13 protein-coding genes are annotated in these 12,967 nt (G+C 40.4%); 11 read left to right on the top strand and 2 right to left on the bottom strand.

From position 1 onward, the window contains the following. Positions 1 to 92: 92 nt before the first annotated feature. The 5 genes from ACKLNX_RS12530 to ACKLNX_RS12510 all read left to right on the top strand — a co-directional run bounded on the left by ACKLNX_RS12530 (position 93) and on the right by ACKLNX_RS12510 (position 5,838). Positions 93 to 806 carry an SGNH/GDSL hydrolase family protein gene (locus ACKLNX_RS12530; protein ID WP_412972597.1) on the top strand — a complete coding sequence of 238 codons (714 nt, stop codon included), beginning with the start codon at positions 93 to 95 and terminating at the stop codon, positions 804 to 806. Positions 807 to 894: 88 nt separating this feature from the next. Next, the gene (locus ACKLNX_RS12525; RefSeq protein ID WP_412972596.1) at positions 895 to 2,391 is read left to right on the top strand and encodes a hypothetical protein; all 1,497 of its coding nucleotides are present in this window, start codon (positions 895 to 897) and stop codon (positions 2,389 to 2,391) included. A 103-nt stretch (positions 2,392 to 2,494) separates the two neighbouring features. Next, positions 2,495 to 3,094: a hypothetical protein gene (locus tag ACKLNX_RS12520; RefSeq protein WP_412972595.1), complete on the top strand. Its 600-nt coding sequence runs from the start codon at positions 2,495 to 2,497 to the stop codon at positions 3,092 to 3,094. A gap of 60 nt (positions 3,095 to 3,154) precedes the next feature. Next, positions 3,155 to 3,580: a hypothetical protein gene (locus tag ACKLNX_RS12515; RefSeq protein ID WP_412972594.1), complete on the top strand. Its 426-nt coding sequence runs from the start codon at positions 3,155 to 3,157 to the stop codon at positions 3,578 to 3,580. A gap of 98 nt (positions 3,581 to 3,678) precedes the next feature. Then, positions 3,679 to 5,838, top strand: coding sequence for a TonB-dependent receptor (locus tag ACKLNX_RS12510; RefSeq protein WP_412972593.1), 2,160 nt, complete (start codon positions 3,679 to 3,681; stop codon positions 5,836 to 5,838). Between the two features lie 173 nt (positions 5,839 to 6,011). Here ACKLNX_RS12510 and ACKLNX_RS12505 read toward each other — a convergent pair whose 3' ends face one another. Next, positions 6,012 to 6,653: a hypothetical protein gene (locus tag ACKLNX_RS12505; protein ID WP_412972592.1), complete on the bottom strand. Its 642-nt coding sequence runs from the start codon at positions 6,651 to 6,653 to the stop codon at positions 6,012 to 6,014. 196 nt (positions 6,654 to 6,849) lie between these two features. Here ACKLNX_RS12505 and ACKLNX_RS12500 point away from each other — a divergent pair, with 196 nt between their 5' ends. Next, the gene (locus tag ACKLNX_RS12500; protein ID WP_411692498.1) at positions 6,850 to 7,227 is read left to right on the top strand and encodes a BlaI/MecI/CopY family transcriptional regulator; all 378 of its coding nucleotides are present in this window, start codon (positions 6,850 to 6,852) and stop codon (positions 7,225 to 7,227) included. A gap of 7 nt (positions 7,228 to 7,234) precedes the next feature. Then, a complete protein-coding gene (locus ACKLNX_RS12495; protein ID WP_412972706.1) occupies positions 7,235 to 8,401 on the top strand; it encodes a TonB family protein in 1,167 nt (388 codons plus the stop codon). A gap of 247 nt (positions 8,402 to 8,648) precedes the next feature. On the opposite strand, the gene ACKLNX_RS12490 is transcribed toward ACKLNX_RS12495, so the two are convergent. Beyond that, positions 8,649 to 9,065, bottom strand: a complete 417-nt coding sequence (locus tag ACKLNX_RS12490) for a response regulator (RefSeq protein ID WP_412972591.1) — start codon at positions 9,063 to 9,065, stop codon at positions 8,649 to 8,651. Between the two features lie 279 nt (positions 9,066 to 9,344). Between ACKLNX_RS12490 and ACKLNX_RS12485 the strand changes: the two genes are divergently transcribed. The 4 genes from ACKLNX_RS12485 to ACKLNX_RS12470 all read left to right on the top strand — a co-directional run bounded on the left by ACKLNX_RS12485 (position 9,345) and on the right by ACKLNX_RS12470 (position 12,435). Further along, positions 9,345 to 10,376 (top strand): 2-dehydropantoate 2-reductase, encoded by a 1,032-nt coding sequence (locus tag ACKLNX_RS12485; RefSeq protein WP_412972590.1) that lies wholly within the window; start codon positions 9,345 to 9,347, stop codon positions 10,374 to 10,376. 113 nt (positions 10,377 to 10,489) lie between these two features. After that, a complete protein-coding gene (moaC, locus tag ACKLNX_RS12480) occupies positions 10,490 to 10,990 on the top strand; it encodes a cyclic pyranopterin monophosphate synthase MoaC (RefSeq protein WP_412972589.1) in 501 nt (166 codons plus the stop codon). Beyond that, entirely contained in the window at positions 10,983 to 11,228 is a 246-nt protein-coding gene (moaD, locus tag ACKLNX_RS12475) for a molybdopterin converting factor subunit 1 (RefSeq protein WP_412972588.1), read from the top strand. The genes moaC and moaD overlap by 8 nt, the downstream gene beginning before the upstream one ends. A 91-nt stretch (positions 11,229 to 11,319) precedes the next feature. Next, positions 11,320 to 12,435, top strand: a complete 1,116-nt coding sequence (locus ACKLNX_RS12470; protein ID WP_412972587.1) for a DUF2855 family protein — start codon at positions 11,320 to 11,322, stop codon at positions 12,433 to 12,435. The last annotated feature ends 532 nt before the right edge of the window (positions 12,436 to 12,967 follow it).

The raw sequence follows: 12,967 nt of genomic DNA, 5'->3' as shown, positions 1-12,967 counted from the left end.
TGTTTGCTTACATTTTGTTTCTTAAACAATTCTTATCTTGGACTGATCGTGATAGTTGGCCAAGTAACGAGTCGGAGTCATGAATTAAATCTATGTTGTACAAACTGGTGGCATTATTAGCGTTCCCTTTGTTGATTGCACAAGGGAAACACTTAAGAAAGCGGGCGTTGATTTTGCCTGAAGCTGATGGTGAACGTTGTGGCATCGCGCAAAATTTATCAAAACCGAAACTTTCCATATTGATATTAGGTGATTCTGCTGCGGCCGGCGTGGGTGTCTGCCATCAAGAACAGGCTTTACTGGGGCAATTAATTAAACACCTGAAGCAGCATTTTGACTTGCATTGGGCTTTGATTGCGAAGACTGGTGCACAAACGAAAGATATGATTTCAATGCTAAACGATGAAAAGCTAGAGCATAGTTTTGACATCATCATAACGAGTTTAGGTGTCAATGACGTTACGTCACTACAAACTTCTAAAGATTGGTTGGCAGCTCAACAAAAGCTGCACAAACATTGCTTTGAAACCTTCAATACTAAGCACATTATTGTGAGTGGTATGCCGCCAATGCACAAATTTCCATTATTGCCGCAGCCACTGCGATGGGTAATCGGAAGCAGAGCAAAAGCATTTGATAAACTGCAATTCAGTCACATAGCAACTTGCGCAAATAAAAGCTACGAACCCTTAACCTTCAACTTAGACAAAAGCGCGATGGCAAAAGATGGTTTCCATCCGGGAGAGGATATTTATAAGGAATGGGCAAAAGTATTAAGTAAGCGAATTATTGATATTGAGCCCTAATAACTATGTTCTGCACAGAAATTAACTTGAAGTGAAACACAAAAATAGGCAGACTCTTTGACGAATCAACTATTCATGGAATGAATTAATGAAATTAACCAACCTTGCAACAAGAAACCCCGCGATTTATTTCAATTCTGGCCTTCTTATCCTGTTTTTCCAATTTCTGCTTGCGGGCTCCGTATTCGCCGATGAACTTGATGACTGGAAATTAGTGAAATCGGCAAACATGGAGTTGTACACCGATTATGATGACGACATAGCTATTGAAACTCTCGAGAAATTTGAGATTTTTAGAGCGGTAACAATCAATCTTCTGAAAAGCGACACGAAGCAAAACCTCTTGCCAGTTAAGATTTTCTTATTTAGAACTGAAAATATGTGGAAAAACCTGCAATACGCGGCAGGTAATGGTGGTTACTTTTATAACAGCGTTTATGGGCCACAGATGTTTGTGAAGCCCTTTGATCATGAAGTTAACTTAGAAGTCTTATACCATGAGTATGTTCATTACCTATTAAATACTAACTCGCCTATTGCAATTGCGCCTTGGTACAACGAAGGTATTGCCGATTTCTTTGCAACTATGTTGATTGAGGATGACTTCGTTTACATTGGCAAGTTACATTCTGACCGAGCAGAAGCACTATCAAGGGTTGGCCTTTTAAAACTCAAAGATGTCCTAGGAACTCGCTCACTTTTTGATAAAAACTCTAGGTTTAAACGCACTTTCTATCCATCTGCTTGGTTAACCACTCACTATTTTACCTTAGGTGCTAGAAATGGTTTTCCCAGCCGCTATGCCAATAGCATGAAGCTATTAGAGCTGCAAAGCCAAGGAGCAGATTTTGATGATGCATACGCTGAAAGTTTTGATATTTCCATGCGTGACTTGCAAAGAGAAATCAAGAAATATGCTCGCACAGGTTCTAAAGAAGGAGTGGCCCTGCCTATTCCTGAAGTAGATGTATCGTCGATAATTACTCGATTAAGTTCAACACAGATAAAGTCTGCATTAGCTCCAGCTTTTGGCTGGAGTGATAAAAATAGCTTAGGGCGTCAGTATCTAACAGAAGCGGCTGCCAGCGGTGACAGCTTTGCGTTATCCGTTCAAGCATTGCATTTTGCTAAGCAAAGTAACGATGATGCTAGCTTGGCAATTATTAATAAGCTAAAAACTCGTGCTGACCTAAACCATGCAGTGCATCATAATATTGCTTTATCGTTTATGTCGATGGAAGAAAGAGCAGAAAATGCTAACGACTCGGAAAGGGCACTATCGCTCAATAATAAAGTAAAACAGCATTTAGAAAGCAGCTTGCAAGTAGCTGAATATCTTCCTAGTTATGTAGCTTTAGCGAATCATGCCGCTATTTACGAAAGTAAAGAAGCGGCATTGGATGTTGTGGCTGCAATGCTTAATTACGCACCCAATCAATATTGGTCAAGGCTTGCCGCAGCTAAAGTCTACTTAGCCGTTGATGAAGTTGAATTAGCAAAAGAAAACATCACAAGTGCATTGCGTCTTACGGGTCACAATGAGGAATCTCAAAAGACCTTAAAAGATCTTTTGAAAAACCATTAGCTCATTAACGAGAAACTCAAATTTGATTAAAGCCCTATTTAAAGAAACGTATAATTTTCTCACATTCAGAGCGAATGGGCGCTTCATTCAGCAGCACTCAACTATGCTGCTGAAGCTAGGTTTTTTATGCACGTGGATTGCGGGTTTAGGACGCTATTGGGACCACCCGAATGCTTACTGGTGGCAGTATCTAGGTTTGGGTTCATTGATGTATGTGCTTCTCCTTGCAGCTATTATCTTTGTTCTATTATTGCCATTTAAGCCTAATGGTTGGACGTACAAAAATGTGTTACTTTTTGTCACTCTCACTTCGCCGCCTGCGATTTTATATGCCATTCCGGTAGAGAAGTTTTTAAGCATGGATACATCAGCCACGATCAATGTATGGTTTTTGGCCATCGTGGCACTTTGGCGTGTTGCACTCTATGTTTATTTTCTTAAATCTATGGCCAGACTATCAGGCGCAGTCATTATAGTTGCCAGTCTATTACCTATAACGCTGATTATAGTGACATTGAGTTTGCTGAATTTGGAACATGCGACTTTTGAAATAATGGCCGGCATAAATCCGAGCCAGAAAACATCAGCGGACGGTGCTTATCTAACGGTCTTAATTCTATCATTTGGCTCTGCTTTATTGTTTCCCGTATTACTAATTGCTTACCTATGTATTGCAGTAAAAAAAGTTGGGGAAAGAGGTTGAATTTAAAAAATCAATTCAAAAGCCCTTGTCTTTATCCGATTTATTCTGTTCAATAGTTCTATGCAAAAGAATTCCACACATTCGTCACTGTTGCTAAGGTTTATCCTTCTCATCAGTTTGGCGTTTAACCAAGGACTCGGTTTAGCATCCAGCTCAACTGCAATGTCCGCTATGCAGTCATTAGCGAGCGACGACGTCTTAGCTATCTGTACCGGTAAAAGTGTAAAGTGGATATCCGCCGAAGAATATTTCACGAGCGGTGAGCTTGTTGAAGTTGAAGCACCTGAAGCCGCGCCGGAAAACTTGCATGAAGCCTCCTGTGTGCTTGCGCAACTTTCTGATCTGCCAAATACCTTAGAAAACACCTATACCTTAAGTGTGGTATTAGCAGGTCATGAACAAATTCTTTACACCCTTGTTTGTCGCTTTTGCACAAGCATCCAATCTGTCAATTTAGCCAGAGCACCACCTCATTCTCTAAGTTAAAAATTACTCCTGTTATTAGAGTGTCACAGTAGCTGTTTTACTGTGATCGTTTATTTGTTGTCTCAAACACTTTTGAGACAAGGCTTAGAGAATAAAAAATGTTAAACCACACACAAAATAATGGCCGCGTTATGGGCCATCACACACCTTCCGCCGTTTCACTAGCGATTTATATCGCCTTAGGCGCAATTATACCAAGTGCTGTTGCTGACGAATCGCATATTGAAAGAATTGAAGTTCTTGGTCAGATTAATAGTGGCTTGCTTGAGTCGAAAATAGACTTTGAAGATAGCAGCTCACCTGATTTACGTGCCCAACTGAGTCAGTTACCGGGTGTGTCAGTAAATGGCAATGGCTTAGTCAGTGGCATTGTTCAATATCGCGGACTTTTTGGTGACAGAGTGAAAGTCAAAGTTGATGATATTGATATTGCTGGAGCTGGTCCAAACGCGATGGATAGCCCCTTATCTCATGTCCTTGGCACACAACAAGAAGTTATTTTGTATCAAGGCGTGGCCCCAGTATCTGTTGGGGCTGAGAGTTTGGGCGGCGCCTTAGTTATTCGAAATAATAAACCGACCCTAAATACACAAGACCAATGGGAATCGACGGCCGCATTATCTGCTACTTACTTCGTTAACAATGAGGCAAAGAACGTGAATGCGGAGGTGCTTTCAGCCACAGATAATGCCTACGTTTCAGTGCAAGGTCAGTTGCAAAGGGCTAATAACTATGAAAGTGGCAGTGGTGATGAAGTTCCGTCGACCTTTTACGATAGAACTGGCTTCAAGCTAGGCGCTGGTTACTTTACCGATGATACAGCAATTAACGCCCTGGTAGCTTACAGAAACACCGACGAGTCAGGGACGCCAGCATTGGCGATGGATATTATTTACGTTGATTCTCTTTGGTACAAACTAGCGGTCGATCGCGAGTTCGATAATAATTGGCAAGCAAAATTAAAACTATATGGCAACCAGAATGAGCACGACATGAATAACTACGAGTTGCGCTCGGCTCCTATGCCAGCAATGCAGAGGTTGAATAGTGTCGATAGCGAAGCACAAGGCTTTGACATAGATCTCATTCAGTTTGGGCAGAATGGCAAAACCTTGAGAATTGAAGGTGGTTGGCGTGTTGGCGCAAGTTATTATCAACAAGTTCATAATTCACGGATCACCAATCCAAACAACGCCATGTTTTTCATCCAGAATTTCAATGATATTGAACGAGATCTATTGAGTGCTTATCTCGAATATGATGGTAATTTCAGTTTAAAAGAAAAGAAAGATATGCCTTGGCAAATTGGATTTCGTGCAAGTGAAGTTTCTTTGAATGCAGATGAAGTTGGTTCAAACATGGCAATGATGAATCCAAATGTAGCGGCTCTGGTCATGGGCTTTAATAATGCAGAAAGAGAGCTCGATTATCAGTTAATTGATATTGTATTGAAAACGCAAATGCCACTTACTGAGCAGACTGATATTACCTTTTCACTGGGACAAAAAGAAAGAGCACCGACCTACAGTGAAGTTTATTCGTGGTTCCCTTTAGGTGTATCAGCCGGACTAGCGGACGGTAGAAACTATATTGGTAATTTAGAACTGAAAAAAGAGTCAGCCAAGAAAGTGGATATCGGCATTCAATATCAAGAAGTTGGACTCAGTGTGATGGGAAGTGTTTTCTATCAAAAAATTGACGATTACATTATCGGCACCCCTTCTACTAATAGCGCTGCAAACATGATTGCAATGATGATGGGCGCGCAAGGTCCTTTGCAATGGAACAACTTGGGTGCACGAATATATGGCTTAGACATTTACACCTCTTACGAAATCGATAAACATTGGCAAATCAGCACAAGTGCGCAATGGATAGATGGTAATTTGACTGAAGCGATTAACGGCGAAAAACTACCTTTGTATCGCATAGCTCCATTCAGTGGGAATGTTAACGTCAGTTGGCAATACGATAGAATTGATGCGACCTTATCCCTTGTTGCTGCAGCGAAGCAAGATGAAGTGTCTAGCTTACAAAACGAGCGTCCGACAGCCGGTTATGGTGTGCTCAATTTTGCCCTTGATTATGAGCTAAATGAAGCGATGAATCTAAGCCTTGTTATTGAAAACCTTACTGACAAATTTTATGCCCAACACCTCGGTGGCGTTAATCGAGTGGCTAATGCTGATATTGGTGTTGGAGAAAAAGTACCGGAAATTGGTCGTAATATCGGTATTCACTTTGACTTTGTGTTTTAACCTACCGTTGTGTGATTGAACTAACATCTAGGCGCTGACACTTGGCTTTGATGTTAGTTTTCCAAAGTGATGATACCGAATTGGCGAGGCTATCTTTATTGCTCGCTAATTTGACGACAAAGCCACAGGTCTATTAAAAAGTAAGTGATTTGTCTCAAGGCCTGCAAACTTGCTTATTCACATTTATTCGGCGTTAATAAATCAACTTCTCGATCATTAGCTTCCTCAATAATATCTATATCTTCCAAGAACATAATATAGCCTTCTTGCTTATCAACTTGAATAAAGATATCGACTTCAAGCTCTTCAAACGCAGAAAAATCACCAAAGCACTGAGCTTGTGTTGATATGCCGAACCCTCCATGGGGTTTTAAACCTTGCGCTTTGTACAAGCGGATAAGTGCCAAGGTGTCAGCCATTGATTGCGCGTCTTCATCAGAAAGGCTCAATACGGTTACGCGTTCTTTATCTTCTATCCCCTCAAGCAAAAAAGGCGGAAGGCTAGTTTCAGTCTCAGAGGATATTTGAACATTCATGTTCAAGTTTATATCAAATGGCCCAAATTCATCGTTACTAGTTTGGAAAGTACCATCTGGCAATTGCATGCCCTCACTTTTCGCATTCAAACTCACTTTTACAGCGCCATTTTGAATAGAAATCGCTTCATCGGTGCGAATAGCTACCCTCAATTCATGCGGCTTTATATCGAGAGGGGAGAATTGGCTCATTTTGTACATAGTACTAAACGGCATGCTCATACAGGCGCTAAGGCTAAATGTTAAGGCGGTGATAAATAGTATTGTTTTGATTTTCATAAACATCCCTGCTTTTTGCAAAATTCTGATAATTAATATTCGAAGTAATACCTAGACTAGCTAGGCGCCTAAAGGTTTGCTAATGATTTAAATAAATTTATGTAAGTCCATGTGTATAAGAAACCAAAAAAAAGCTTGCATTTATCGATTACAAGCGTAATCTAAACTTAAAGATTACATTTGTAGGCGAACAGAATTGATAGAACTTTCTAAAGCAGAATTTGAAGTACTTGATGCACTTTGGGCAAATTACCCCGCGAGTGCTAGCGAAATAATAGAGCGTATAAGTGATGACAAGCAGTGGCATGAAAAAACGATAAAAACATTGCTCAGCCGATTGCATAAGAAAGGTGCGGTTAGCTTCGTTAAACAAGGTCGCCTCTATATCTATTCGCCAACCATTGAGCGTGCTGATTATACCCTCAAAGAAAGTCGAAACTTTATCGAGCGACTGTTTAGCGGCCAGATTGCTCCCTTGGTTAGCAGTTTCGCAAAGTCTGAAGAGTTATCTCAACAAGATATTAACGAACTAAAAAAAGTAATTTCTGATTGGGAAAATAATCAGAAAAAATAAGGAAACTATTATGTTGGATACTTTTTTCATATGGCTTATCGAGCAGCAACTTCTACTCAGTTTATTACTGCTGACAATTGTTTTGTTGGAAAGATATTGCTTGAAAGCACTTAGCCCAAGCTTCGTTTACAAACTTGTCTTTATAATTCCACTTGCGGTGTTACTGAGCAATTTACCAGACAGTTTTAAACCCTCAGTAAGTAATCAAATTTCTTACTATCTAATTTCGCCAGATAGTAACTATTTGACCGAAGCCAGTTGGGAATGGGTATACGCATATTCTGCGGTTGCCATCGTGCTTCTCGTGTACATTTTCAAAGTGCATATGCGCTTTGTAAGCGACCTAGATTTAAGTCCGATTGATCTTAAAGAGTCAATCAAAGGGAAAAATATTACTAGCACATTTGTTAGTCCTTCGATTAAAACGCCTATGGTAATAGGGCTTTTCAATAACAAACTTGCACTACCTATAGACTACGACAAGCACTTCTCAGAATCTTCGCTGAAGCTAATATTAGAGCATGAATCTATCCACATTCAGCGCAAAGATAACTTAAGCAATACTCTATTTCTTTTGCTTACAGTTTTACTTTGGTTTAACCCAATTGCATGGCTTGCTTATGGCAGCTTTCGTCGTCTGCAAGAGCTTTCATGCGATGAAAGAGTGCTTAGCAATAAGACTTTCGAACAACACATTTTATACAGCAAAGCTTTAGTAAGTTGCACGGCAAATTCGCCTACAACACTAATGGCCTATTCACACTACGGAGATAAAAAAATGATATTACAAAGACTTACAAACATTAAACACATTGGAGCTAATTCCAAAATTGCGAAAGGAGGTTTGTTATTGGCGGCAGCGTGCATGCTTAGCACTTTAGCGATTGCGAAATCAGCTCCACACGAAGAAAGTAAAGCGGACCATGTTGCACCTATATCAAGGGTAGCACCAGTTTATCCAAAACAGGCGGTCGAACAAGGTCTTAGTGGTAATGTGGTTTTAAAATTTGACGTTACGCCCACTGGCGCTACATCGAACATAAGTGTCGTAAATTCAACCCCTTCAGGCGTATTTGACCGCGAAGCTAAAAAGTCTTTAGCTCAATGGAAATACAGTCCGTCTGAGCAAGGCTATCAAAATGTATTAGTACAGCTAGACTTTGCTTTAAATTAAGAAAAAGTTCATGCATACCCTGCTGAGAGAATACGAGTGGTTAAAGAGCTTTGAGTATTAAGCAAAAATTTCCACTTAAAAATTACAAAGCAAGCGACCGATTTTCGGCTGCTTGCTTTGTCGTTTTTCTAAAATCTTCCAAAACCTTGAGTATTGCCCGTGTATAGAATTCAAACGAATTGATTTACTCTATTTGAAATTCAAAAAAGCACACGAATTTTTAGATCTATGATGAGCAATGAGTGACTTAATGACCTTTAGTTAAATCTACTTTGCGAAGTAATTTAATCACTCGGTAATCAAGTTCTTTAGGTTGGAAAGGTTTAGCTAAATAATCGTCAACGCCCGCTTTCACAGCCTCTAAGACTCTTGCTTTTTCGGTTGAGGCCGTAAGCAATAAGAACGGAATATGCTTGTGCATATCCGATTCACGAACGAAATTTAATAGTTGCAGCCCAGTCAATTCTGGCATATCCCAATCGCATATAATTAAATCAATGGCTTTTCTATTTAGGAGTTTCCATGCGTTCTGACCATTGGTTGCAGTGAAGATATTTTCAGCGCCCAATTCTCTTAGGCAAGTCGTTATTAAGCCCAGCATTGAGTCCATATCATCAGCTACTAATATGTTCATTTTTTTTAAAAGGGTTGCGGGATCTTCCACTATAAGTCACTTTCCAATATTACTAAATTAAAGGTGTCCGATGTGAGATCGAATATCACGATGAAGCCTTAAACTTCTAATATTATCGGCTAACACAACTGATTAATGAGTGTTAACTGTTGTTTATATAATCACATAATATAGTCTGAATTACATTAATTAGCTTATTATTTTGCGTTACAGTACTTATTTAAATAAGCTCAAAATAAAATGTTTTTATATCTACAAACTTGCGATGTCGCGTTTTCACATTATAAAAACTAAAAGGGTCATATATAAATGCAAGGAAACATCGCGATTGTAGGCGCAGGAAGTATAGGTTGTTACATTGGTGCCTGTCTTAATGCTGCAGGTTTCAGTACCACATTGATAGGGCGCGAGCGAATTCGCAATCAAATAATCGAACACGGTCTTCGAGTAACAGACTGGAGAGGCCGTGACAGCGTAAGATCGATTGAGCAAATTCAATTTTCATTATCAATGAATGCCATTAGTAATGCCGACTATATACTGTTAACTGTAAAAAGTGGTGATACTGAATCGGCAGCTAAATCAATCCGCGAACATGCTAAAGCATCTGCGGTGATCTTGAGTTTTCAAAACGGCACGCAAAACGCAGCGATTCTCAAATCTAATTTGCCTCATCATAAGGTCATAAAAGCAATGGTCCCCTTCAATGTATTAAATAACGGAGAGGGACACTTTCACTGCGGCACAGAGGGTAACTTAGCCATAGAAGCAAATAATGACGAACATGCAGACTTGATCTTAGCATTCGAGCGCGCAAACTTGCCTGTGGATTTGTATGAAAATATTGAAGGCGTGCAATGGGGGAAGCTCATTATGAATCTAAATAATGCAGTCAATGCGCTCTCTGGTGTGCCTTTGTTGGAACAACTAAATAACCGGTCTTATCGCTTGGTGATGAAAGAAGTCATCGCAGAAGCTCTAGCCGTATTGAGAGTGGCAGGGATTAAACCGGCTAGAACGGGTAAGGTCATTCCCAGTCTGATGCCGTATATCCTCGCACTGCCTAATTTCTTATTCAAACGCGTTGCGAGCGCAACCTTAAAAATTGACCCTCAAGCGCGTTCGTCTATGTACGAAGATCTAATGTTAAACCGCAAAACTGAAATAGATTACTTAAATGGTGAAATCGTTAGTTTAGCCAAACAGCATGGTGTAAGCGCGCCAGTTAATCAAAGCATCGTGAACTTAATAAAAACAGCTGAACAAGAGCAAGATGGCTCGCCAATGCTCAGCGCTAAACGCATTCAAAATGTGATTAAAAATGCTGTTGAAGTGAAATAATTAGGCTTACTAGCATCTTATTAGCCACCATTTGAATTGCTTATTTGGTGGGGATTGGTAGCATTGAGATTCGCCTTCGAATATGTTTCAAACTATCTATTGCCAGAGGATCCATGAATAACGAATTGGAAAACGAAAGTAAGCTAACGCACGTCGACCAAAGTGGACAAGCGAGCATGGTTGATGTCAGTGCTAAAACGCCAACGACCAGACGCGCAGTCGCGACGGGATTTGTATCAATGACGCCTGCGACAATAGCGCTAATTAAGGACAACAATGTCGCTAAAGGTGACGTGCTTGCAACTGCAAGAATAGCTGGTATTCAAGGCGCAAAGCAATGTCCTTCACTTATCCCTTTATGTCATCCTCTCATGCTTTCAAAAGTAGCAGTCGACTTCGATATTGATGAGGCACAATCAAAAGTTAATATACGTTGTGAGTGCAAATTGCTTGGCAATACCGGCGTTGAAATGGAAGCCTTAACTGGCGTGTCAGTGGCAGCCTTGACCATTTTTGATATGTGTAAAGCTGCTGATCCAAATATGATCATCGGCAGCATCAAAGTGATGACTAAGGAAGGCGGTAAATCAGGTAAGTGGCAACGAGATGATTAGAATTCGGTTTTTTGCGAGCCTTAGGGAAAAATTGGGTTTTGATGAGATCGAGTATGAATATGCGGGCGAAAAAACAATAACGGATATAAAGCATAAACTCATTGAACAAGGTGAGCCTTGGACCTTGTTGGCTGAAGAAGATGTATTAATTGCTTTGAATCAAACTCTAAGCAGCGAGACGACTGCGGTGAATGATGGTGATGAAATTGCATTTTTCCCACCAGTAACTGGCGGTTAGCGACTCTTTAAAGTTAACTAAACAGTGTGAGTGTAGTGAGTTAAGTAGCCTGAACGGGATATGTAGTCGCAATTCAAAAAGGATAATCAACATGAGCGAATTTCAAGTTAGCAAACAAAACTATGTAGAATGCAGAATTGTAAACAACGACCTCAGTAAGCAGCAACTTAACGACGGACAAGTACTAGTCAAAGTAGACAAGTTTGCCCTAACGGCGAACAATATCACCTATGCAGTCGTTGCCGATCAAATTGGTTACTGGCAATTCTTCCCGCCACATGCAACGAGCAAAGAAAGTGAGGCTGATTTGGCAAACTGGGGCGTACTGCCAGTTTGGGGTTATGCCGATGTTGTAAAATCAAGTAATGCAGAAGTGCCAGTAGGTGAGCGTTTATTTGGTTACTTCCCGCCTGCGACTCATTTAATAATGCACCCTAGCAACGTAAGTCCGGTGGCGTGGATTGATTCATCGAAGCACAGAGCGGATTTACCTACTGCCTATAATCTTTATCGAAAAGTTGAAGCGGAGCCTGGTTATAACAAAGCCTTTGAAGATGAGAGAATGTTGCTTTATCCGCTGCACGTCACTTCGTTTGCACTTTATGATTATTTTCAAAGTAATGACTGGTTTGGCGCCACACAACTCGTGATGATAAGCGCATCGAGTAAAACCAGTACAGGCTTGGCATATGGTCTTCAGAACGACGAGAAAGCACCTGCACAGGTAGCCTTAACCAGTGAGCGTAATGTAAAGATGGTTGAGAGCTTAGGCGTGTATCAGCAAACGCTCACTTACCAACAAATAAGTGAAATTGATGCCACGCAGCCCACATTAATTGTAGATATGTCAGGCAATGGTCAAGTGCTAAATGATTTACATAAACATTTGGGTGACAACATGAAGTTTTGTTCCAATGTTGGTTTGACACATTGGAAGGAGATGGAAACGGGCCCAGATTTCATTACATCACGTAGTGAGTTCTTCTTCGCGCCATCGCAACTGCAAAAGCGCATAAAAGAGTGGGGCATGGAAGGCTTTGAAAAACACAGTGGTAAATATTTAGCCCATTCGTTTGCGAAAAGTCGAGAGTGGCTGAAGATGACCAATATAGATGGACTACAAGGAATGGCCGCAATTTATCCCGATTTATGTGAGGGGAAAGTTGCTCCTGAAGCGGGGCTATTGATTTGTATGTCTAAAAAGTAAGGGTCACGATCAAACTAGTACCAGCCATGGGTATCTTTAGAGGCCACCATTTTTGCCTATAGGAGCTCATTGGTTTTAGCGTCAATCAATTGCACGTTTGAGCGGATTTGATTGCCAGAGCGCTGCACGCCACCCTCTAATATACTCGTCAGACCCAATTCTGCTGCAATATCTTAAATCTTCTTAGTCGTGTTTTTGTATTCCATAACGGAAGTACGTGAAATCGCATTCAAGGCAGAAATTCTGGACAAATGAGTAAGTAGATCATCGTGAAAACCTAAAGTGAAAGGTTCATTTTCGACATTGTATTCAAGATTGCATAATTCACTGGTTTTGAGATTGGGGCTTGAGCAGACGGTTAAGGTCGGTCGCAGATTTGAGGACTGACATTGCTCAGTGTGCGTCAGGTTTTTTTACAAATCTACAATCTTATCAAAGCTACAATCTTAATTTCTTTGTTAACACCATGTAAAAAAAGAACATTAAATTCTTGGCTTAATATATGCAGATTGTACAAATAACGGTCAACTGT

It is taken from the genome of Glaciecola sp. MF2-115 (assembly GCF_047250385.1).
Taxonomy (GTDB): Bacteria; Pseudomonadota; Gammaproteobacteria; order Enterobacterales; family Alteromonadaceae; genus Glaciecola.
The sequence above is the reverse complement of the archived record's forward strand: the minus strand, read 5'-3'. Positions and strand labels throughout refer to the sequence as shown.